This window comes from Pseudomonas sp. MDT1-16 (assembly GCF_054898115.1).
This window is the reverse complement of sequence record NZ_CM142717.1, coordinates 1,473,040-1,495,784: the sequence shown is the minus strand read 5'-3', so window position 1 is coordinate 1,495,784 and position 22,745 is coordinate 1,473,040. Positions and strand designations below refer to the sequence as shown.

Sequence of the window (22,745 nt, the reverse complement as noted above, 5' to 3'; positions counted from 1 at the left end):
GAATAAACCGCACCACACTGCTGCCGGTACCAGCGTATGACGATAAATACGCTGCTGGCACGGACCAATCGACGGATTCTTATCGTCGACGACACCGCTTCGATTCATGCGGACTTCACCAAGATCCTCAGTCCACCCTCGATTGAGGACGACAGCCTGATCAGCGCCGAAAACGCCCTGTTCGGCACCCCTGCGGCGCTATCGCTGCAAAGCTTCACACTTGACTCGGCGTTTCAGGGCCTCGAAGCCGTGGACAAGGTCGAGACGGCGCTGGCCAACGACATGCCTTACGCAATGGCCTTCATCGACATGCGCATGCCGCCGGGCTGGGACGGGCTGGAAACCATCGAACGGCTGTGGCAGGTCGACCCCAAGTTGCAAGTTGCGCTCTGCACTGCTTATTCCGACTATTCCTGGGAAGACATCGACGAACGCCTGGAACTGGGCGATCGTCTGCTGATTCTCAAAAAGCCCTTCGATGCCATCGAAATCCGCCAGATGGCCAGTGCATTGACCGCCAAGTGGCAAATGACCGAAGACGCGGCGCTGAAAATGTCGCTGCTGGAACAGGCGGTCGAGGAGCGCACACGGGAGCTGTCCGATGCCAACATTATTGTGCAGAACAGCCCGACCATTCTGTATCGGCTGCAGGGCGAGCCGTCGTTTCCGCTGATGTACATCTCGCACAACATCACCAAGTACGGTCACGTCGCCGCGAACCTCCTGGCCTCGGCCAACTGGGCCCAGGAATTGATCCATCCCGATGATCAAACGAAGGTCGACACCGCCATGGCCCGGGTGCTGGACCGGCATGCGGCGGGCGCTTCCATCGAGTTTCGGATGCGCACCGGTAACGGTGACTGGCGCTGGGTCGAAAACCGCTACATCCCAGTGCGCGACGATGAAGGCCGTTTGCTGGAAGTCGAAGGCATCATCATCGACATCACCGAACGCAAACTGGCCGAGGAGAAAATCGCCCTGCTGGCCCGCACCGACGGCCTGACCGGGCTGGCCAACCGTGCGACGCTGATCGAGCGGTTGCACCAGGCATTCGCCGCGGCTCGTCGGGGGGCGGCACCGTTCGCCATGTTTTACCTGGACCTGGATCACTTCAAACGCATCAACGATACCCTCGGCCACCCGGTGGGCGATCTGTTGTTGCAAGAGGTGGCCCGCCGGATCAAGGCCAGTGTGCGCAAAAACGATGTGGTGGCCCGCCTCGGCGGTGACGAGTTCGCAATCCTGCAGTTGGACGTCGGTGACCCGACCCAATCCGCAGCCCTGGCCGCCAAGATCCGCGATACGTTGGTACTGCCCTATTCCCTGGCTGGCAATGATATACGGGTCTCGGTGAGTATCGGCATCAGTAGCTGTACCCCGGAAAGCACCAGTGCCGACGGTCTGCTGACCCAGGCCGATATGGCGCTGTATCGCTCAAAGGAAAAGGGCCGCAACCAGTACCACTTCCACTCCGACGAAATCAATCAGGAGGTGGTTGAACGCATGACCATCGCCAGCGACTTGAGAGCGGCCATCGAACACGATGAACTCGAACTGCATTACTGGCCGGAAGTGGACTTGAGCAGCGGCAAAATCCTCGGCATGGAAGCTCAGGTCAGCTGGAACCACCCCGAGCGCGGTTTACTGGAAGGCCCGGCGTTCCTGCCCGCCGCGGAGAAGACCGGCACCATCGTCGCGCTCGGTCACTGGGTGCTGGATCACGCCTGCCAGCAAATGCGCCAATGGCGCGATGAAGGCATGGCGCCACCCGTCATTGCGATCAAACTGTCCCTGGCCCAGCTCAAAAGTGGTCCCGAGCTGATCTACGACGTGTTGCGCACCACGGCACGCTGGGAGCTCTGCCCCTGGGACCTGCGCTTCGACGTCACCGAAGCGACGCTGGCCCAGACCAAATGGACCCACAACGATGTGCTGCCGCGCCTGCGTGAGCTGGGGGTGAAGATTGCTATCGACGACTTCGGCACCGAGTATTCCTCGTTCGACTACCTCAAGACCTACCAGGTCAATCACCTGAAACTCGCTCAGGCCTTCATCGACACCGCCGCCCGCGATCCGGCCAGCGCGAATACCCTGCGCGCCATTATCAACTTTGCCCGTGAAGTCGGGATCGGCATCATCGCCGAGGGCGTCGAAACCCAGGAACAGCGCAGTTCGCTGATGGCCACCGGTTCACCGATGAACGCCCAGGGTTACTACTTCAGCAAAGCGGTCAGCAGCCAGCAGGCCGCCGCGCTGCTGAAGGCTGGCAGCATCGTACTCCCGAACCATGACATCGGGTCGATCCTGGACAACCCGCCACGCTCCGCGGAGGACAAAGGATGAAAACGCCTTTCGTTCGGACCAACCGGCGCATCCTGATCATCGACGACACGCCCTCGATTCATGAGGATTTTCGCAAGATTCTTGGCCCAGAGACCGAAGGCGAACAGACCCTGGCTGGTGCTGAAGAAGCTCTGTTCGGCACCGTGCAGCTTGATCGGCTGACGTTCCAGCTCGACTCGGCCTACCAGGGCCAGGAAGCCCTCGAACTGGTCACGCGCGCACTGGCCGAAGGTCACCCCTATGCCATGGCGTTCACCGACATGCGCATGCCACCGGGCTGGGACGGCCTGGAAACCATCGAACAACTGTGGAAGGCCGACCCTCACCTGCAAATCGCATTGTGCACGGCCTATTCCGATTACACCTGGGAAGACATGGCCGAACGGCTGGAGTTCGGCGACCAGTTGCTGGTGCTGAAAAAACCCTTCGACAGCCTGGAAATCCGCCAGATGGCCAGTGCCCTGACCTGGAAATGGCAGATGGCGCAGGACGCAGCAATGAAGGTCCTGAGCCTGGAGCAAACCATCGAGGCGCGGGTCCACGAATTGCTCAAAGTCTCGCACCTGTTGCAGTACGACGTACTGACCGAGCTGCCCAACAGCACGTTGCTCGGTGACCGGCTGAACCAGTCTCTGGCCCTGTCCCGTCGTCACGACAAGCAACTGGCCGTGATGTTTCTGGGCCTCGATCGCTTCAAGCGCATCAACAACGCCCTGGGCCATCCGGCCGGTGACGAGATGCTCAAACAGGTCGGCCGCAATCTGGTGGCGACTATTCGCGAGTCTGATTCGGTATTCCGCTACGGCTCTGACGAATTCGTGGTGATCCTCGCCGATGTCCGCCACCCTCAGCAGACCAAGGGCATCGCCGAAAAACTCTTGAACGCCATCCGCGCGCCTCAGCACATTGCCGGCCACGACCTGTGCGTGACCGCCAGCCTGGGGATCAGCATCTACCCCGAGGACGGCCTCGATGCCATCTCGCTGATCAAGAAAGCCGAAACCGCGATGCGCAACATCAAGGAAAGCGGCCCGAACGATTACAGTTTTTTTATCGACGACATGAACCAGCGCGCCCGGGATCAGCAAAGCATCGAGTCTGGCATTCGCCTGGCGCTGGAGCGCAACGAATTTGTCCTGCATTACCAACCCAAACTGGACTTGGGCAGCGGCCAGGTGGTCGGTGCCGAGGCGCTGATCCGCTGGCAAAAACCGGGGCACGGTCTGGTCTACCCGTCCAAATTTATCGGTGTAGCCGAAGACAGCGGTTTGATCGTGCCGTTGAGCAAATGGGTGCTCGCCGAGGCTTGCCGACAAACCTGCGCCTGGCAGGCCGCGGGGCTGCCAAAAATCTATATGTCGGTGAATATCTCGGCCATCGATTTCCGTCAGCGGGACTTTGTCGACGGCATCGAACAGACACTCAAACAAACAGGTATGGAACCGGCCTTGCTGGAGCTGGAAATCACCGAAGGCGTGTTGATGCAGAACGTCGAAACCACGGTGACCGCGCTGACCCGGCTCAAGGCCATGGGCGTGCGACTGGCCATCGATGACTTCGGTACAGGTTATTCCAGCCTGAGTTACTTGCAGCGTTTTCCCATCGATGTGCTGAAAATCGACCAGTCGTTCATTCGCGGCTTAAGCAGCGACAGCAACGACGCTGCCCTCGTCAGCGCCATCATCAGCCTGGGCCGGAGCCTCAAGCTGACCATCATTGCCGAGGGGGTGGAAACCCTCGAACAACTGGATTTCCTCAAGGCCCATCAATGCGAGGAAGGCCAGGGTTACTACTTCAGCAAAGCCGTAGAGCCGGAAGCGTTCGTCCGGTATCTGGGGTCGGTGAAGCCCCCTTCATCCGCCACCACGTGAACGATGCGCAACGACACACAGGCCCCAAGCCAAGGAATCATCAGATGTCGCCTTCCTCCTTTCGCCATCTGCTGCGGGTGCCACTGTTCGGGTTATGCCTGAGCGCCGGCGCCGATCCGCTGAATGAACCGCTCAAACCACTGCCGGCGGTGCCACAACAGAATCCGCTGCGGGTCGAACTCGGCCGCCAGTTATTCAACGAGAAACGCTTGTCGGTCAACGACAGTCTGTCCTGCGCCAGTTGCCATCGACTGGAAAACGGCGGGGCCGACAACAAGGCGTTTTCCATCGGTTTCGCCGGCCTTCCGGTGACGATCAACACCCCCAGCGTGTTCAACGCCAGCCTGAACTTCCGGCAATTCTGGAACGGCCGCGCCGACACCCTGGAAACCCAGATCCACGGAGTGGTGCAGAGCCCCAGTGAAATGGGCAGTAACTGGGTACACGTGGTGGAAGTGCTGTCCGCTGACCCGGCTTATCGGACCTCGTTCAGCAAGGCCTACCCCGACGGCGTGACCATGAACAATGTGCAGAATGCCCTGGCCACCTACGAACGCACGCTGATCAGCGCCAACTCGCGCTTCGACCAATACCTGCTGGGTGATACCGACATTCTCACCCGGGAGGAAAAATACGGTTATCAACGCTTCAAGGATTACGGCTGCATCGCCTGCCATCAAGGGGTGAACATCGGCGGCAACATGTTCCAGAAGTTCGGGGTCATGGGCGACTACTTCAAGATTCGGGGCAACCCCACCGAAGCCGACCTGGGTCGCTATCTGGTCACCCAGGACGAAGAGGACCGCAACGTGTTCAAGGTCCCGAGCCTGCGCAACGTCGCCGTGACCGCGCCGTACTTTCACGATGGTTCGGTCAAGACCCTCGAAGAGGCGGTGGACGTGATGTTCACGTTCCAGCTCGGGCGTATTCCTTCCGCCGAGGACAAAACCCTGATCATCAAGTTCCTCAAGACCCTGACCGGTGAATGGGGAGGCAAGCCCTTATGAAAACAACTAATCGCCGCAACCTGGCGTTGCTTGGCATCGTCGCGTTGATGCTGGCCTCAACGCTGCTGTTCCTGTACCTCAAATCCAATTCGAACCAAACGACGACTTACACCGAATCCCGGGACTTGATCGGCCGGATCAAACAACTGAACGCGCAATGGGAAACCGAAATCCTCAAGGCCAGGGTCGCCATCAGTCACAACTACGATCCGTTGGTCGCACCGCTGACCGAGATGACGAACCTGTGGGAGCGGTTCGACCCGATGGAGTCGAACCACGGCCGCAACGAGTCGCCCATCTGGCGCGCCAGCCACGATGCCTACCTGACTGCCATCCAGGAAAAGACCCGGTTGGTGGAGCAGTTCAAGTCACACAACGCCGTGCTGCGCAACTCGCTGGCGTTCCTGCCCACCGCCGAGGACGACATTCATGAACAGCTGGCCCGGGTGGATGGGGACCAGCTGCAACTTCAGAACATCGCCACCGACACCTATGACTTGCTGCTCAGCAGCCTGGAGTTCGCTCAGGTCACCTCTGATGACAAGGCCGCCGACATCCTGCTCGGGCTGAACAAACTGGGGGTGAACAAACTGCGACTGCCAGAGCCTTTCCACAGCCCGATCGATATTCTGAGCAACCACATCGCGCTGATCCTGCGCGAACAACCCGTGGTCAATCGGTTGCTGGAAAACATCGAGGCCGTTCCCGTGGCCGAACGCCTGGACGATATTACCAACCTGCTCAACACCGATCAGCAACGGACCGATACGGTCGACCAGCGCTATCACTTCTACATGCTGTTGTTTTCGGTGCTGCTGGTGTTGCTGCTGGTGTACCTGGCGGTTCACCTGATGCGCAGTTTCACCGTGATCAATCGCGTCAACAAAGCCCTGCAAACCGCCAATGAAGACCTGGAGCTGCGAGTTGAAGAGCGCACCCGCGAGCTCAGGGACACCCAGAGTGAACTGCTCGACACCGCGCGCCAGGCCGGCATGGCCGAGATCGCCACCAATGTGCTGCACAACGTCGGCAACGTGCTCAACAGCGTGAACATTTCGGCCGACCTGGTGACCCGAAAACTGCGCGGCAGCAAGGCGCAGGGCCTGGGCAAGGCCATGCAGCTGATCAACGAACATCAAGGCGACCTCGGCGACTTTCTGACCGAGGACGCGAAAGGCAAGTTGCTGCCCGGCTACCTGAATCAACTGGTGGAGGCCATTTCCCTTGAACAACAAGGCATGACCGACGAACTGGCCCAGCTGACCAAAAGCGTGGACCACATCAAGGACATCGTCGCCACTCAGCAGTCCTACGCGGGCGCCAACAGCCTGATGGAACCGCTGCACATCAGCGAATTGCTGGAGGACGCCCTGCGCATGAACTCCGGCGCGCTGACCCGACACCACGTCATGGTGGTCAAGGAATACAGCGATGTGCCGCAGGTCATGGGCGACAAACACCGTTTGCTGCTGATCCTGATCAACCTGATCAGCAACGCCAAATACGCCATGTCCGACCTCAGCAACCGCCCGCGACAAATGACCCTGGGGGTCAAAATCGTCGATGACACAACCCTGCAAGTCAGCGTCAGGGACGACGGCGAAGGCATCGCCGAGGAAAACATGACGCGGATCTTTGCTCACGGGTTTACTACCCGCAAGGAAGGCCACGGCTTCGGCCTGCATAGCTGCGCCCTGGCCGCCATCGAGATGAATGGCCACCTCACCGCCCATAGCGACGGACCGGGCAGGGGTGCGCTGTTCACGTTGCAGATTCCGCTGAAAGCCGTACCGGTTGAAGCATGAGCGAGCGTTCGAACCGACGCATTCTGTTGATCGACGACACGCAGTCCATTCACGTGGACTTCCGCAAGATTCTCACGCCCACGCCGGAGCAGACCGTCGAACTGGACGAGATGGAGGCCACGCTGTTCGGCAGCGACGTGAAGTCCGCCAGCCCCCTGTTCGAACTGGATTCGGCGTTCGGCGGGCAGGAGGGGCTGGGCAAACTCAAATGGGCCTTGCAGGAAAACCGCCCCTACGCCCTGGCCTTTGTCGACATGCGCATGCCTGAGGGCTGGGACGGCGCGCAAACCATCGAACATTTGTGGCAAGCAGATCCCCGCCTGCAGGTGGTGGTGTGCACCGCCTATTCCGACTATTCCTGGGATGAATTGCTGGACCGCTTGCAGGCGCATGACCGGCTGCTGATCCTGAAAAAGCCGTTCGACAATATTGAAGTCCAGCAGATGGCCAACACCCTGCTGACCAAATGGGACATGACCGAACGGGCCAGCGTGCAAATGGACCATTTAGGGCAAATGGTCGAGCGCCGAACCCGGCAGTTCACAGAGGCCAGCGTTGAGTTGCAGCGGGAAATCGACGAGCGCAAACAGCTTGAAACCCAATTGGTGCAATCGGAAAAACTCGCCTCATTGGGGCAACTCGCGGCCGGCGTCGCCCATGAAATCAACAACCCCATCGGCTTCATTTCCTCCAACCTTGGCACCCTGGATGGCTACTTCAAACAATTGCAGGAAATGCTCGACGCCTATCGGGATGCGGAAGAGGCGATCGGCTCCAGCGAGCTGATCGAGCGTTTGAACCAACTGCGCGAACGGGTCGAGCTGGAGTTCCTGCGCGAGGACATTCCGCTGCTGATCAAGGAATCCAAGGACGGCATCAACCGGGTCGGGCAGATCGTCAAGGACCTGAAAGACTTCTCCCGCGTGGACTCCAATCAGGAATGGCAGTGGGCCAATCTGCAACAGGGCATCGAATCGACGTTGAACATTGTCGCCAACGAACTCAAGTACAAGGCCGATGTGCTCAAGGAATATCAGGACCTGCCCGACATCGAATGCCTGCCTTCGCAAATCAATCAGGTGATCATGAACCTGATCGTCAACGCCTCCCAGGCCATCGGCCCGGAACGCGGCACCCTCACCCTGCGCACCGGGGTAGAAGCTGAAACGGTGTGGATCGAGGTCGCAGACACCGGCTCCGGCATTGCACCGGACAGCCTGCAGAAAATCTTCGACCCGTTCTTCACCACCAAACCCGTGGGCCAGGGGACAGGGCTTGGGTTGTCCCTGTCCTATGGCATCGTGAAAAAACACCGGGGGGATATTACGGTGCGCAGTGAGGTTGGCGTGGGAACAACCTTTCGGGTCGAATTGCCGATTCATCAATCCAAACCGCTCCCGCCTAGGTAGCCTCCTGGAAATCCATCTCCGGTGGCTGGCGACGGAAGCCGCCGGTCAGCACCGCCAGGTACACCACGCCAATCGCCAGCCAGCTCAAGCCCAGATAGATCGCCAGGTGATCGAGGCTGACCATCAGCCACAAATCCGCCGCCAGACCGATAAATGGGAACAACAGGAACAACACGAATTCACGCAGCCCTTTGCTCTCACCGCCGATCCAGTAGTGAAAGATCACCGACAGGTTCACCAGGCTGAACGCGAGGAACGCGCCGAAGTTGATGAATGAGGTCGAGGTGGTGACATCCAGTTTCAACGCCAGTAAAGCGACCACAGCGCACAACAGGATGCGGTTGACCGGTGTGCCATAGCGTTCGTGCAAGGTGCCGAAGAAGGATTTTGGCAGCACGCCGTCGCGGCCCATGGCGAACAGCAACCGCGAACCACTGGCCTGAGCCGACAGGCCCGAGGCGAACTGGCCGACGATCAGGCCGACGATCAGGCCGATCAGGAAGATCGACACGAACAGGTCACCACCGATGTTGCGGGCAGATAAGCGGCCGGCACCCTGCCGGCGGTGGATTGAGCGAGGATGCCAAAGGTGCCGAGCACAATGATCGGCGTCATGTAGGCGATGCCGAACAGCACCACCGAACCCAATGACAGGGTGCGTTGCAAATGAGCCATGAGCGACTACTCCGAATTTATTAGATTTATGGCAGAGCCGAGTTCGGCAAAAAATATCGGGGGTTACGTTGTTGTTAGGTGATCGTTCCCACGCTCTGCGTGGGAATGCAGCCCGGGACGCTCCGCGTCCCAAGAGCGGACGCAGAGCGTCCATTGAGGCGTTACCACGCAGAGCGTGGGAACGATCTAATGGCCAGGAATCAGCAACTCCTGCAATCCACAAGCATGCTCAACAATCTCCCCCGGCAACCGCAGCCGCTGATCATCCAGATACCGATAATCCTGGCGCGCCGCCGTCAGCTGATTCAGATCCAGCTCAACCACAAACTGTCCTTCCTCCCGTCCAGCCTCGAACAACAACGTCCCAAGCGGATCCACCAGCGCACTGCCCCCAGCAAACACCAACCCGCCATCGCCCTGTTCTACCCGGTTGACCATCAGCGCAAACGCCTGGTTTTCCTGGGCGCGGGCCATGATCGCGGTGCGGTGAGTCAGGCCATACGGGTCCATGTTGCCATTGGTGACGATCAGCAGCTCGGCACCCAATTGCGCCAGGGCACGGGCGGTTTCCGGGAATTCGATGTCGTAGCAAATCAGCAGGCCAACCCGCACACCGTTCCACTCACACGTGGCGTAACGGTCTCCGGCCTCGAACACACCGCGATCCGACGCCCACAGGTGCGTCTTGCGATATTTCAGTGCGATACCTTCGGGAGTAATCAGCAACGTGGTGTTGTAGAAGCGGCCGTTGTCGGTCTCGGCCATGCCGATCACCACGGCGATGTTGCGTTCACGCGCCGCAGCCCGCACCGCGCTGACGGTCGGGCCGTCCAGCGGTTCGGCAGTTGCGGCCAACGCTTCGAGGGACGGAAAACCCATCAGGTGAGTTTCGGGAAACACAATCAGCTGCGTATCGGCAGCACAGGCAGCAATCGCCTTCAGGGCGCGTTCGAGGTTGTATGCCGTGTCGTTGTCACGGCCCGCCAACTGGGCGAGTTCGACTTTCATGGGTATTCCTTGTTCTTGATGCCTGGCAGAAAGACTGCCCGGTCGGTGTCTGTGCGCCAGTATGCGCAGCAAGCCAGCGGCCGGGGAATCACGCCGCTGGGGTAACCCGATAGGGGTAGAGGCATGACACTCTCGTTAGACGACATCGCTTGGCACCGCTCGGTCGGGCAATTGATCGACGCCCTCGACAAGCCCAATTTCTGGACGCAGCTTGTACGGTTGCTGAATCAGTACGTGACCTTCGACAGCTGGGTGGCGCTACTTTTCAGCGCCGATCAGCACCCGCAGTGTTCGCCGAATGCCCGGGCGCGGATGGCAGTCCCGATCAATTGTTCCAGGACTATCTGCGCGGCTTGTATCTGCTCGATCCGTTCTACATCGCCTGTCGCGAGCAGTCGCGCACCGGGCTCTATCGCCTGTCGGAAGTGGCGCCGGAGCATTTCGAGCTGACCGAGTACTACCAGCGCTACTTTCGTCTGAATGTGGTGGCCGATGAAATCCAGTTCAATTGCCAGCTCGAAGGCGACCGCACGTTGTGCCTGTCACTGGGCAGCAAGCAGCGTTTCAGCGGCCAGCAGATTGCTTTGCTGTCGCTGATCCAGCCCTGGGTGCTCGGCCTGTTGCGCCAGCGCCTGCCCTACGAAATAAACGAAGTTGTGGCCCTCGCGCCAGCACCGCCGCAAGCCGACTGGCGAGTGCAGCTGGAAGCGTCGGTGCAACAACTCAAAGGCGCGCAATTGACCGCCCGGGAACTGGATGTCGGGCGCTTGATGCTCAGCGGTTGCTCCAGTAAAGAAATCGCCCGCAAGCTGGAAATCTCTGTCGAAACCGTGAAAGTCCATAAGAAACACATGTACAGCAAACTGGGGATCAAGTCCCAGTCCGAGCTGTTTTCAATATTTCTCCAGGCGCAAAATGCCTGACACACCGCTTTTCTGTAGGAGCAAAGCTTGCTCGCGAAGAGGCCATCACATTCAACGTTGATGTTGGCTGACACACCGCTTTCGCGAGCAAGCTCTGCTCCTACAAGAAGCCGAGTCCGAACCCAAGGAAACCGTATGAGCCTGTCACTCCTCAGCCGCTACGCCTTCTTTGCTATCTGTGTGATGTTTACCCTCTTCAGCCTGCCCTTTCTGGGACATGACTGGCTCTGGCCGATCACCGCCGTCACCGGCATTCTCAGCCTCGTGGGCCTGTTCGATCTGCTGCAAATCCCTCACGCGGTTATGGTGCGATCATTTTCGGCGGAGCCCTAGTGACCGTTTCCCTTCGCAGCTATCGGCCAAACACCTCGTGCGACGCATGTCGGCGACCGAGATCAAATTGTTCTCGCAGTTGCCTGTGTTCTTGAAACCGGGGGAGTTGCTGACCGGTGAAGTGAATGGCGAGTTTTACATCGCGGATGTGGCAGATGGAGCGGGCGGATAGTTTTGAGCCGAATGAGTTGGCTGCCGCGTAAACAACGTTTGAACGCCAACCTCATCGGGAGGTTGGCTTTACACCAAGGAAGGACACCATGCTGAAAGTCATCGCTCAGGATTTCATCAAGCCCGAATACATTGAAACGGTTCGCCCGTGGTACGCCGAGCTGGTCGAGAAGACTCGACTGGAACCGGATTGCATCGCTTATGACTTGTTCATCGATCAAAAAGACCCCGGGCACTTTATCTTCGTCGAACAGTGGCCGAATCAGGCGGCGCTGGATGCTCATTGCCAGTCTGAGCATTTTCGGCGCCTAGTGCCGCAGATCAACCGTTTCCAGTCCCGGGATTGCATTGTCGTGCTGATGGATGCGTTCTGACGCCCGTCGTCACCAGCGAAGCGCCTTGATCGGGGCAGGCTCTTTCATGACGATAAAACCGTAATCGCCCAGCAAATAAATCCGGTAGTACGGGTTATCCACCACCGGTGGATAACTTAGATAACCCACTCGGGTCGCGTTACGTCGCTCCTTCTCCGCAACGACATGGGTGATGCCCACTTTCGGCAGGTTCTCGGCCAGCATGAAAAAGTCGATGTTCAGCAGATAGTGCAACACCGGCATCTGCTTGAACGAGCCCGCCGCCCCCAGCAGCCAGTGGTCGGAATAGGTCACCGACATGTAAATGCGCTTGGCTTCGCGCAGCTGTTGATTCGACGCGATGTCGTGCTCAAGACTCAATAGCGCGCTGGACGCGAAGGTTTTCTGCACCGTCAGCACCCGCCCATAGGCGAACGACAGCGAAAGCATCGCCAGCAATGGAATCGCCAGCAACAGCGGCAGCCGCTCGTGGATTCGAGTCAGCGCCAGTTGGCTTAAATAGAACAACAGCACCAGCAGGACTGCGAAGCCCATCAGCGTCCTGGCACCTTCATTGAAGTCCCGGAAAAACAGTGCAACACCCGACACCAGCAGCATCACGACCGGCAATGTCAGTAAACACACCAGGCCGATCAGGGTTTTCTTCAGCCCTGTGTCCTGACGCTCCAGCACGTTCAGCCCCAGCCGGACATTGCCGGCAATGGCACACAGCAGCAGTGCGGCGAACACCCAGGCAAATCCGCCGTGAAACAGCAGCACGACTTTTTCCAGCACCCGGGCGATGTTGATTTGGAGTTGCAGCAGGGGCTGCGCCGTCCAGTTCAACAATAAGGTGCGATTTGCATTCATGAACGGATAAGCACTGACGCTGTAAATCAAGCAGCCCAGGATGGCCTGCGAAATTTTCCAGCCGATCAGCCCGCACCATGGCGGCCAGGCCAACTTGTCGTTCGCGCTCCTGAGCAGCTCCAGGCAACACAGGCCCAGAAACACATTGAGGCTCACTTGATAGAGCCCCAGCGCCAGCGCAATCAGGAACGAGGGCACCAGCCAATGAACAATGCGCGAGGGATGACGGAAGGTGATCGCGTAGATAACCGCCACCAGGCTTAAAGCCATGGCGGGGCCGTCGTATTGATAGGACAGGTTTTGCAGAAAGAACGGGTTGTACCAGAGCGGCAACGGCACCAGGCAGCAAGCAATCGTCGGTTGCGGGTAGTAATGAAACGTCAAGCTCGTCAACGCCGCGGCCATGGCCAGCGTGGCGATCAATAGCGGCAACGGGAAAATGTTCGGCGCGGCATCGCTGAAGGTCAGCGCGTTGTAGAACAGCTCGGTAAATAACCGCCCCTGCCCCGCCCAGGCTGTACCGGCAGACAGGGATCGCCAGTTGTCGTCGATATACGGATAGTCCGCGAGGATGATCGGAACGACATACACAAAGGTCGCCAACAGAAAAAACAGCCAGACCTGGCGGCGTCCGAGTTCCTTGCTGAAAAAGTCGCTGAACCTGCCCATGCTAAAACCCGAGCCGGTCTTTGCCGCCGACGACGTCTTTGACGATATAGCGCGGCCGATGCTTGGCTTCGATGTAGATTCGGCCGACGTACTCACCGAGGATGCCGATGCCGATCAGCTGTACGCCGCCGAGAAACAGAATGGCCGTCATCAACGACGGGTAACCGGGGACGCTGTTGCCGAACAAAACCTTGTCCAGCACCATGTACACCGCGTAAAGCACCGCAAAGATCGAAATACCGCCACCGACGTAAGTCCATAAGCGCAACGGCACTGTACTGAACGAAGTCACGCCTTCCAGCGCCAGGTTCCAGAGCTTCCAGCCATTGAACTTGCTGGTGCCCGCCACTCGCTCGGCTCGCTCGTATTCCACGACCACGGTGGTGAACCCGGCCCATGACAGCACACCTTTCATGAACAATTGGTGCTCGGGGAGCGCACGTATAACATCGACTACCTTGCGATCCATCAACCGGAAATCCCCGACGTTTTCTTCGATCCGGGTGTAAGCGATACGGTTCAGCACACGGTAGAACAGCGACGCGCTGTGGCGTTTCAGGTAACTATCGGCGGTGCGATCCCGGCGCTTGGCGAGCACCACATCCGCGCCTTTTTGCCATTGGTCGATCAACCGCGGGATGACGCTGATCGGATCCTGCAAATCCACGTCCATGGGAATCACCGCATCGCCGGTGGCATATTCCAGGCCGGCAAACAACGCCGGTTCCTTGCCGAAATTGCGCGAGAAGTTGATCAGCAATACCTGTTCATCGGCTTGCGCCAGGGCCTTGGCCTCCTCAGCCGTACGGTCGGAACTGCCATCGTTGATAAACACGATCTCGACCTCTGCCTGCTCAAGCCTCAACTCGCGACGCACTGCCTGATAAAACAGGCTGATCGCTTGTTCTTCATTGAATACCGGAACGATCAACGAGACTTTCATGCGTTACGCTCGCGAAAGACCACGTACTTTGAAAACAGAAAGCCCAGCACCAGGCTCAATGCCGAAAACATGGCCACTGTCAGCAGACCGTGAAGTTTCCACACGTCTCCTGCATGGCCGACGCCCAGACTCAAACCTCCCATGGCCCCCAGAAACAAAAGATAGCCGCCAACCGACGCTTTGGCATCGAAGGTGTAAAGCGCGTTCATGTAGAAGGAAAACGAGGCGGCAACGCAAAAGGCCGCCAGGTTGCTGACAGCCTGACTCAAGTCAACCCCCACACTCAGCAGGAAAAAGATTTGCCAGTGGATCAGCGTGTTGGCGACACCGACCACCGTGTAGCTGGAAAATCCTTTCCACAAGAGCCTCATGGTGACTCTCCCGTTTCACGTCATAAAACTTTGAACCTGTCTGCTGTCAGAAATCATAGGTCTGATGGCCTTTCAGACCAGCGGTTAAGGCCATCGCCCTGCCAGGAGACATCCCGTAATACCCAGGTTTTGCAATTGCCTGCGAATCACGCCACCCTGCGCCGCTTTCGGCTACTCCTTATCTCAACACCCGTTCACGAGCCCGCCGTCATGACGTTTGAGCGCGATCACCGAGTCGACTTTTTTCGCGGCCTGGCACTGATCTTCATCTTTTGGGATCACGTGCCTCACAACCCCCTTGGCCAAATCACCCTGCGCAACGTCGGTTTCAGCGATGCCGCAGAAATATTCGTGTTCCTGGCCGGTTACGCGGCCGTTCTGGCCTATGGCAAAATCCTTGCTCGCGAGGGTTACCTGATCGCCTGCGTGAAGATTCTGCGGCGTGCCTGGGTGCTTTACGTGGTCCATATTTTCCTGCTGGCCATGCTGATGGGCATCGTGTTCTTCGCTAACAGCCATGTGGAAACCCGCGACCTGGTGGAGGAAATGGGCCTGCATCACTTCATCACCAACCCCCAGCAAGCGTTGACGGATGAGTTACTGCTGCGCTTCAAGCCGAACCTGATGGACCCGCTGCCGCTGTACATCGTGCTGCTGGCGGGATTGCCACTGGTCCTGCCGCTGCTGGTGCGTAAGCCGTGGGCGGTCGTAGCGGTATCACTGGCGGTGTACTTGCTGGCACCGCGGTTTGGCTGGAACCTTGCGGCAATCAAGGACGGTGTGTGGTACTTCAACCCCGTCACCTGGCAACTGCTGTTTATCCTCGGCGGCTTTGCGGCAATTCACGGGCTGCGGCCACGGTTGCCCGACACTCGCCCGCTGTTGCGCCAGCCCTTGTTTGTCAGCGCGGCGGTGTACGTGGTGGTTACCGGCGTGATTACGGTCTCCTGGCGCTGGCCGGAAATACACGATGCCGTGATGCCCGCCAGCCTGAGCAACCTGCTGTACCCGATCAGCAAGACCGATCTGTCGCCGGTCCGGCTGCTGCACTTCCTGGCGCTGGCCTATGTCACCGCCAGGCTCTTGCCCGGCGGCGGCTGGACGCAAAACTGGCTGGCGCAGCAATGCTGCCGCATGGGGCGCTACTCACTGGAAGTTTTCTGCCTCGGCGTGCTGTTGGCGCCCTTGGCGGACATGCTCAATTCGTTGGGCGGCGATGCCTTTGTGATGCAAGTCTTCAGCGCAGTGCTGGGGGTTGGGTTGATGGCGTTGCTGGGGGCGTGGCTGGACTTCAATAAACGCCTGAATCGATCAGTGCAAACCGCGACAGCCTGACATGCAAAAAGCCCTGCCAATGGATCGGAATGCTGTTCGCTTAAAAAAATGGATGGCGGCCAGAAAGCCGGGCGGGTTTTGATCGTGTACATATCCGTTTCTGCGGTCACGGCGGCTTATGGTTCCGCTCTTACAGCGTGTCACTTTCGAAAAGCGCGAAAGTAACCAAAGCGCTCTTGCCCCTTTCGTTCGGTGCCTCGCTTAGGCTCGGCATGCCCTCGCTCCGGTCCTGCTCCGTGGGCCCGCCGCCATCCATGCCGGGTTGCCCACTGCGCAGAACCTCCACTCGGCCTCTCGAGGGGGCGTGCACCGCAATAGCCAAAGCGAGGCGGCCTACCGGCCGGCCTGGCTTCAAGTGAACGCATTTCCTTGTAGGAGCTGTCGAGCAAAGCGAGGCTGCGATCTTTTGATCTTGCCGTTGCTGTTGCTTAGCTTTGGCTCCAGATCTGCCGCCCCTTTTCCCAGAGGCCGAACGCAGGCGTTGCGCAGGGGGTACCGCGGCAAGGATGCCGCGGTAGCCGCCCCCGGAGCAATGCCTTCGTTACGGCATGCCGAGCCTAGGCGAGGCACCGAATGGCGGGGCAAGAACCCTTGGTTACTTGGGGTTTTTCCAAGTGACTCGCTGTAAAAGCGAAACCGCTAGCCGCCGTTACCGCAGAAACGGATATGTACCCCATCCCAAAACTCTCTTAAGTGAACAGCCTTACGGCCAATGGACCGGGGCTTTTTCATTTCAGGCGTTACACCTTACGAAGCCGAATGCACCGCACCTTGCGACACATTGGTCGGTTGCAGCTTGAACACGTAGAACACCACCGTCAGCAATACCAGGAACGCCGGGCCTACATACAGTGCTACGCGGGTTTCCGGGAAGTACGCCATCAGGCCGACCACCAGCACCAAAAACGCCAGCGCCAGATACGAGCTGACCGGGTACAGCCACATCTTGTATTTCAGGCCGGCACGTTCGCTGGCGCTCAGGCCTTTGCGGAACTTGAGCTGGGCCAGCAGGATCATCACCCAGGTCCAGATCGCGCCGAAGGTGGCAATCGCCGTCACCCAGACGAAGACTTTTTCAGGCACCAGGTAGTTGAGCAGCACACCCAGCAACAAGGCGCCGATCGACAGCAGCAAGGCGCGACGTGGCACGCCGTTGTTCGAGGTCTTGGCGAAGCCGGCCGGGGCCTGGCCATTCTGCGCCAGACTGTAGAGCATGCGACCGGTGCTGAAGATCCCGCCGTTGCAGGACGACAGTGCGGCGGTGATCACCACGAAGTTGATGATGCCGGCGGCGGTCTTGATACCCAGGCGCTCGAAGGTCATCACGAATGGGCTGCCCTGAGTGCCGATTTCGTTCCACGGGTAGATCGACAGAATCACGAACAGCGCGCCGACGTAGAACAACAGGATCCGCCAGAACACCGAGCCGATCGCATTGGGAATGGTCTTCTGCGGATTCTTCGCTTCACCGGCGGTCAGGCCGATCATTTCGACACCGAGGTAGGCGAACATCACCATTTGCAGCGACATCAGCACGCCTTGCACGCCGTTGGGCATGAAGCCGCCATGGGCCCAGAGATTGGAAATCCCCAGCGCCACGCCGTCGTTGCCAAAACCGAACGCGATCACGCCGACGCCGCCGACCACCATCGCAATGATGGTGACGATCTTGATCAGGGCGAACCAGAACTCGAACTCACCGAAGGCTTTCACCGCGATCAGGTTGATCGAGCCCATGCTGACCAATGCCGCCAGCGCCCAGATCCAGCGCGGCACATCGGGGAACCAGACGCCCATGTACACCGCCACCGCGGTAATTTCCGCAACGCAAGTCACCAGCCACAGGAACCAGTAGTTCCAGCCGGTCAGGAAGCCCGCCAATGGGCCGAGGTAGTCTTGAGCATAACGGCTGAAAGAGCCTGCGACGGGGTTGTGCACTGCCATCTCGCCGAGGGCGCGCATGATCACCAGGATCGCCAGACCGCCGATGATGTAGGAAAGCATGATTGCCGGGCCGGCCATTTCGATGGCCTTGGCTGAACCGAGGAACAGACCGACGCCGATACAGGCACCGAGCGCCATCAGGCGAATATGCCGTTCGCCGAGTTCGCGTTTGAGCGGGCCGCCTTGAGCGGTCTCGCCGTGGGGCAGGTGATTGCCGACTGGCATAGGGGTACAACCTCATCTTGTTATTGGATATGACCACCGAGTAACGAAGCGCTGACCGGTAAGCCAATGCTTCTGAGAAACCGGGCCTGCTTCGTGAGCAAACCCGTCTTGTAGGACAAAACCTGCAAGATCAGCGGGGCGTGCAGTATAAAAAGCTTCCTACAGGAGTTTTCACTCTATAAACCACAACATTCAGCGAGAACTCTCGGGAAAAGCGCGGTTTACGGAGGGGCATTACCTGGCTTATGCAGGATTATTCGTCATTGAAACGGCGCGGAGTATTGCACGGTAATGGTGCGTCGTCATGTTCCTATCCAACCAGTATTTACACGGAGATGGCTCTAAATAAGTTATTCCAGCGCGCATCAATTTCTGTGCTCCTGACTGGATCCGTCAGGATTTTCGGAAAATTCACTCAGCATTTGCGGCTGCGTGCAGGTAGAGGGATGGCTAGGGTGAATCGGAATCACTACTTAAGGGCGCAAAGGAATGCATCCACACCCAAACTCACACTTGCTACGCCATGGACGCTTTTCGGAACGAGGCCGGGCCTATCTCATAACGGCGGTTGTGCATCAACGCCACCCGATATTCACCGATTGGCGGTTGGGTCGGTTGTTGGTCGCTGAACTCAGGCGAGTCCATGAACAGAAATGGGTCAACTCGATAGCTTCGGTGGTCATGCCTGACCACTTTCATTGGCTGGTGCAACTCGAGCAACACACACTGGCGCAAGTCATGCAGGCTACCAAGTCACCTAGCACACTCACTATCAACCGGGCGTTAAATCGCGAAGGGGCGTTCTGGCAAACCGGCTACCACGACCGAGCAATCCGCGATGGAGAAGAACTCCTGCCGTTCGCTCGATACCTAGTTGCCAATCCATTGCGCGCAGGTCTGGTGGAAAAAATCGGTGATTACCCGCTCTGGGATGCCAGTTGGTTATAACGTGGCGAGGGAATTTAGCGGAGCGCCGCACCGCCCCGTTGGGTGGCGCAGCCGCCCCAAACCAGTCACCCTCGCCCTTTCAGAAAGACCGCGCTTGAAGGATTACGACTGCTGCGTAGCCGGACGGGGCGGTGCGGCGTTCCGCTAAATCCCCTCGCCACAGGTCAAAGTGGATCCACGACATTTGGAGGATCACAATTTTTTCACCATCGCCAACCACCGTCTAAGCTTCAGACAAGCCCGATCAATCTGCGTGAATGGATCAGTCGACTATGGGCGCTTTATGGCAAACCGATTCGAGTAAAAATGTGGTCCCGACTGAACGTGTGGATGAAGCGCCTTTACCTGAAAAACCTCGTAGCAGTCGCACGAAACACGGCTGGGGGGCTTTCTGGTTGTTGTTGCTGATTATTCTGATTGTCCTGGGTCTGGCTGCCGCCAAGGAAATGCGCACCTCGAAATTTCAATCCCGGGAAGTCAGCCAATTTGCCGCCTCCCTGACCTATGAAATGCAACGCGGCCCCAGCGACGCCATTCGCTATCCGGGCGCCGGGCCTTTCGACCTGCGTCTGGGCTACAGTTCCATGGATGAATTCCTGCCGCGTCTGATCAAGCGCGATTACGTTATTGCGTCACAAACCCGGTTTTCCCAAAAGCTGATGGACTACACCGACAAGGGCCTTTTCGTGCCCTACGCGGAGAAAATTCAGGCTGGACTGTCGATCACGGATTGCCGAGCGGCACCGCTTTACCAGTACAACTACCCACAACAACTTTATTCAAGCTTTGCGGCGATCCCTCCCGTAGTGGTCAACAGTTTGCTGTTCATCGAAAACCGCTTCCTGCTCGATCCCCGTCAGCCCCGGGCCAACCCCGCCGTGGATTGGCCGCGGTTCGGCATGGCGGCATGGTCCCAGGTCGCCAAGTTGTTGCACCTGCCAGGCCAGTCGGCGGGCGGCAGTACCCTGGCGACGCAACTTGAGAAGTACCGGCATTCGCCCGATGGCTTGACCGTGTCGGGCGCGGAAAAAATCCGCCAGATGATTTCCGCCAGCGTGCGCGCCTATCAGGCCGGACCGGAAACGCTGGAAGCTCGGCAGAACGTGGTTCGCGATTACCTCAACAGCGTGCCGCTGTCGGCCGTACCCGGCCACGGTGAAGTGCATGGCATGGCCGAAGGTTTGCGCGTTTGGTACGGCGCCGATTTCAACAAGGCCAACGAACGGCTGGCCAGCAACGCGACAGATCCGAAAAGCATGTCGGAAAAAGGCCTGGCGCTTCGTGAAATGCTCTCGTTGATGATTGCCCAGCGCCGCCCTTCCCATTACCTGACCAAGGGTCACGAGGAGCTGGCCGACCTCACCGACAGCCACATTCGCCTGCTGGCACAGAACGGCGTGATCGATGCGCCCCTCGCCTCAGCGGCGCTGGCCAGCAAAGTGACCTATCGCGACTGGCAGACCCAGCCGACCATTCAACCGATCGAAACCAACAAAGGCATCAGTGTGGCGCGCAGTCGATTGGGCGGATTGCTCAATCGGCCGCTGTACGACCTCGATCGTCTCGATCTCTCGGCCACCAGCACGCTGCAAGGCAATCTGCAAACCCAGGCCACCGAATACCTCAAGCATTTGGCCGACCCGGTTTTTGCGACACAAATTGGCCTGATGGGCGAACGCCTGCTGACACCCACCAGCACCACGCAAGTGCGCTACAGCTTCACCCTGTTCGAACTGACCCCGGACGGTTCGCGGGTGCGGGTGCAGACCGACAGCACCGATCAGCCGTTCGATATCAATGAAGGCAGCAAGCTGGAACTGGGCTCCACCGCGAAAATGCGCGTGCTGACGACCTATCTGCAAATCATCGCCGAGCTGCACGATAAGTACGCTGAGATGACCGTACCGGAATTGAAGAAAGTCGACGTCCCGGATCAGGATCGCCTGAGCCGCTGGGCCGTCGATTACCTGATCCAGAATACAGACCGCAACCTGCCGGCAATGCTGGGTGCCGCGCTGGACCGCAAATACTCCGCCAGCCCCGGCGAAGCCTTTTTTACCGGCGGTGGATTACACACATTCGTGAACTTCCGCAAAGAAGACAACGGCCGCCTGCCTACTCTGCGCGATGCCCTGCGCGAATCGATCAACCTGCCATTCATTCGGCTGATGCGTGACCTTGTGCGCTACACCACCTACTCCGGCCCCAACAGCAGTGCCGAGTTGCTCAAGGACGATCGCGACCCTCGGCGTCAGGAATACCTGGCCTCTTTTGCCGACCGCGAAGGCACGTCGTTCCTGCTGAAATTCTGGAAGAAGTACAAAAACAAGGACACCCAGGCGCGGCTCGAAACCTTCCTCGACAGCATGCGCCCGACACCGATTCGCATGGCCGCCGTGCATCGTTATCTGCTGCCACAGGCCAGTCAGGAAAGCTTCAACACCTTCGTGCGTTCACACCTCACAAGCGACAAGCTCACCGAAAAACTGACGGACGAGCGCCTCCAACGGCTCTACGAAAATTACAGCCCCGGCGCCTACGACTTGCCGGATCAGGGCTTCATCGCCAAGGTTCACCCACTGGATCTGTGGCTGATGGGCTACCTGCTGAACAACCCGGATGCCAAGTGGAGCCAGATCGTCAAAGCCAGCCAGTTCGAACGTCAGGAAGTCTACAGTTGGCTGTTCAAAAGCCGTCACAAAGGTGCGCGCGACAGCCGCATTCGCACCATGCTGGAGATCGAAGCGTTCCTCGACATTCACCAGCGCTGGCAAAAAGTCGGCTATCCGTTCGACCACCTGGTGCCGTCGCTGGCCACCGCCATTGGCAGCTCCGGCGACCGTCCGGCGGCATTGGCGGAGCTGATCGGCACCATTCTCAACGACGGCGTGCGCATGCCGACCCTGCGTATCGACAGCCTGCACTTTGCGGCGAACACGCCGTATGAAACCAAACTGATCAATGACCCGGATGTCGGTAAACGGGTGATGCCGTCCGAGGTCGCCACGGCCATGCGCGAAGCCTTGTCGCAAGTGGTGGATGCCGGTACGGCCAAACGTGTTTCTGGCAGTTTCATAACGCCGGATGGCAAACCGTTGGCCATGGGCGGCAAAACCGGGACCGGGGATAACCGCATTGAAGCCATCGGTTCGGGCGGACGGATTCTGAGCTCGAAATCCATCAACCGGACAGCGACTTTCGTGTTCTTCATCGGCGATAGCCATTTCGGCACCTTGACCGCGTTCGTGCCGGGGCGCACGGCGGAGGCCTTCAAGTTCACTTCGGCGTTGCCGGTCCAGGTGCTCAAGGGCATGGCGCCGATTCTGACGCCGTATCTGCAACCGGGTACTCATACGCAATGCCTGCCGGTCGAGGTAGCTCGCCGCGGATAAAAAAGGGCGGTAATTAATTATTTTCGGCATTGATAATTCCAATGCGTTGTGGGGACGAACGCTTATTAAGCAGCTGTAATTCGAACTTTTACTTTGAGCCTCGGGCGTTAGGCTGATGACTCCCATTAATGCCCAAGGTTTATCAACAGC

Annotated in this window: 16 protein-coding genes and 4 pseudogenes; 12 read left to right on the top strand and 8 right to left on the bottom strand. The window is 58.6% G+C overall.

Translation table 11 applies throughout. The features are described 5' to 3' along the window. Nucleotides 1-36 precede the first annotated feature (36 nt). Genes ACYZT3_RS06665 through ACYZT3_RS06645 form a run of 5 tightly spaced genes read left to right on the top strand, consistent with a single transcriptional unit; the run spans nucleotide 37 to nucleotide 8,435 of the window. Entirely contained in the window at nucleotides 37-2,343 is a 2,307-nt protein-coding gene (locus ACYZT3_RS06665) for a putative bifunctional diguanylate cyclase/phosphodiesterase (protein WP_462031755.1), read from the top strand. Further along, a complete protein-coding gene (locus ACYZT3_RS06660; RefSeq protein WP_462031754.1) occupies nucleotides 2,340-4,214 on the top strand; it encodes a putative bifunctional diguanylate cyclase/phosphodiesterase in 1,875 nt (624 codons plus the stop codon). The genes ACYZT3_RS06665 and ACYZT3_RS06660 overlap by 4 nt, the downstream gene beginning before the upstream one ends. A gap of 44 nt (nucleotides 4,215-4,258) precedes the next feature. Continuing rightward, the gene (locus ACYZT3_RS06655) at nucleotides 4,259-5,221 is read left to right on the top strand and encodes a cytochrome-c peroxidase (protein WP_282375313.1); all 963 of its coding nucleotides are present in this window, start codon (nucleotides 4,259-4,261) and stop codon (nucleotides 5,219-5,221) included. Next, complete coding sequence (locus ACYZT3_RS06650; RefSeq protein ID WP_462031753.1) at nucleotides 5,218-7,026, top strand: DAHL domain-containing protein; 1,809 nt, start codon at nucleotides 5,218-5,220, stop codon at nucleotides 7,024-7,026. Before ACYZT3_RS06655 ends, ACYZT3_RS06650 begins: the two co-directional genes overlap by 4 nt. After that, a complete protein-coding gene (locus ACYZT3_RS06645; protein ID WP_462031752.1) occupies nucleotides 7,023-8,435 on the top strand; it encodes an ATP-binding protein in 1,413 nt (470 codons plus the stop codon). The genes ACYZT3_RS06650 and ACYZT3_RS06645 overlap by 4 nt, the downstream gene beginning before the upstream one ends. Here ACYZT3_RS06645 and ACYZT3_RS06640 read toward each other — a convergent pair. From ACYZT3_RS06640 to ACYZT3_RS06625, 4 genes and pseudogenes are all read right to left on the bottom strand, one after another. Then, nucleotides 8,428-8,973: pseudogene (locus ACYZT3_RS06640) on the bottom strand (APC family permease); the annotation flags it as partial. The gene ACYZT3_RS06645 and the pseudogene ACYZT3_RS06640 overlap by 8 nt on opposite strands. After that, a complete protein-coding gene (locus ACYZT3_RS06635) occupies nucleotides 8,931-9,110 on the bottom strand; it encodes a hypothetical protein (protein WP_462032444.1) in 180 nt (59 codons plus the stop codon). The gene ACYZT3_RS06635 and the pseudogene ACYZT3_RS06640, both read right to left, overlap by 43 nt. 186 nt (nucleotides 9,111-9,296) lie before the next feature. Then, the gene (locus tag ACYZT3_RS06630) at nucleotides 9,297-10,118 is read right to left on the bottom strand and encodes a carbon-nitrogen hydrolase family protein (protein WP_282375310.1); all 822 of its coding nucleotides are present in this window, start codon (nucleotides 10,116-10,118) and stop codon (nucleotides 9,297-9,299) included. Beyond that, nucleotides 10,115-10,243: a hypothetical protein gene (locus ACYZT3_RS06625; protein ID WP_462031751.1), complete on the bottom strand. Its 129-nt coding sequence runs from the start codon at nucleotides 10,241-10,243 to the stop codon at nucleotides 10,115-10,117. Before ACYZT3_RS06625 ends, ACYZT3_RS06630 begins: the two co-directional genes overlap by 4 nt. Between ACYZT3_RS06625 and ACYZT3_RS06620 the strand changes: the two are divergent. The 4 genes and pseudogenes from ACYZT3_RS06620 (at nucleotide 10,242) to ACYZT3_RS06605 (ending at nucleotide 11,919) form a co-directional block, all read left to right on the top strand. Further along, nucleotides 10,242-11,041, top strand: a pseudogene (locus ACYZT3_RS06620) (helix-turn-helix transcriptional regulator). The gene ACYZT3_RS06625 and the pseudogene ACYZT3_RS06620 overlap by 2 nt on opposite strands. A 135-nt stretch (nucleotides 11,042-11,176) precedes the next feature. Next, nucleotides 11,177-11,344 (top strand): annotated as a pseudogene (locus tag ACYZT3_RS06615) (FMN-binding glutamate synthase family protein); the annotation flags it as partial. 40 nt (nucleotides 11,345-11,384) lie between these two features. Then, nucleotides 11,385-11,577, top strand: a pseudogene (locus ACYZT3_RS06610) (FMN-binding glutamate synthase family protein); the annotation flags it as partial. 57 nt (nucleotides 11,578-11,634) lie between these two features. Continuing rightward, nucleotides 11,635-11,919, top strand: a complete 285-nt coding sequence (locus tag ACYZT3_RS06605) for a putative quinol monooxygenase (protein WP_282375307.1) — start codon at nucleotides 11,635-11,637, stop codon at nucleotides 11,917-11,919. Nucleotides 11,920-11,928: 9 nt separating this feature from the next. Here the strand turns inward: ACYZT3_RS06605 and ACYZT3_RS06600 are convergent, their stop codons facing one another. The 3 genes from ACYZT3_RS06600 to ACYZT3_RS06590 are packed head-to-tail and all read right to left on the bottom strand — an operon-like array spanning nucleotide 11,929 to nucleotide 14,751. Next, entirely contained in the window at nucleotides 11,929-13,437 is a 1,509-nt protein-coding gene (locus tag ACYZT3_RS06600) for a glucosyltransferase domain-containing protein (RefSeq protein WP_462031750.1), read from the bottom strand. 1 nt (nucleotide 13,438) lies between these two features. Beyond that, a complete protein-coding gene (locus tag ACYZT3_RS06595) occupies nucleotides 13,439-14,380 on the bottom strand; it encodes a glycosyltransferase family 2 protein (RefSeq protein WP_282375305.1) in 942 nt (313 codons plus the stop codon). After that, nucleotides 14,377-14,751 (bottom strand): GtrA family protein, encoded by a 375-nt coding sequence (locus ACYZT3_RS06590; RefSeq protein ID WP_462031749.1) that lies wholly within the window; start codon nucleotides 14,749-14,751, stop codon nucleotides 14,377-14,379. Before ACYZT3_RS06590 ends, ACYZT3_RS06595 begins: the two co-directional genes overlap by 4 nt. 210 nt (nucleotides 14,752-14,961) lie before the next feature. Here ACYZT3_RS06590 and ACYZT3_RS06585 point away from each other — a divergent pair, with 210 nt between their 5' ends. Then, entirely contained in the window at nucleotides 14,962-16,086 is a 1,125-nt protein-coding gene (locus ACYZT3_RS06585; protein WP_282375303.1) for an OpgC family protein, read from the top strand. 747 nt (nucleotides 16,087-16,833) lie between these two features. Here ACYZT3_RS06585 and ACYZT3_RS06580 read toward each other — a convergent pair. After that, a complete protein-coding gene (locus ACYZT3_RS06580; protein ID WP_282375302.1) occupies nucleotides 16,834-18,255 on the bottom strand; it encodes an amino acid permease in 1,422 nt (473 codons plus the stop codon). Nucleotides 18,256-18,744: 489 nt separating this feature from the next. On the opposite strand from ACYZT3_RS06580, the gene ACYZT3_RS06575 reads away from it, so the two are divergent. Both ACYZT3_RS06575 and ACYZT3_RS06570 read left to right on the top strand, forming a co-directional pair. Then, a complete protein-coding gene (locus ACYZT3_RS06575; RefSeq protein ID WP_462031748.1) occupies nucleotides 18,745-19,203 on the top strand; it encodes an REP-associated tyrosine transposase in 459 nt (152 codons plus the stop codon). Nucleotides 19,204-19,475: 272 nt separating this feature from the next. Then, nucleotides 19,476-22,595 (top strand): transglycosylase domain-containing protein, encoded by a 3,120-nt coding sequence (locus tag ACYZT3_RS06570; protein WP_462031747.1) that lies wholly within the window; start codon nucleotides 19,476-19,478, stop codon nucleotides 22,593-22,595. Nucleotides 22,596-22,745: the final 150 nt, after the last annotated feature.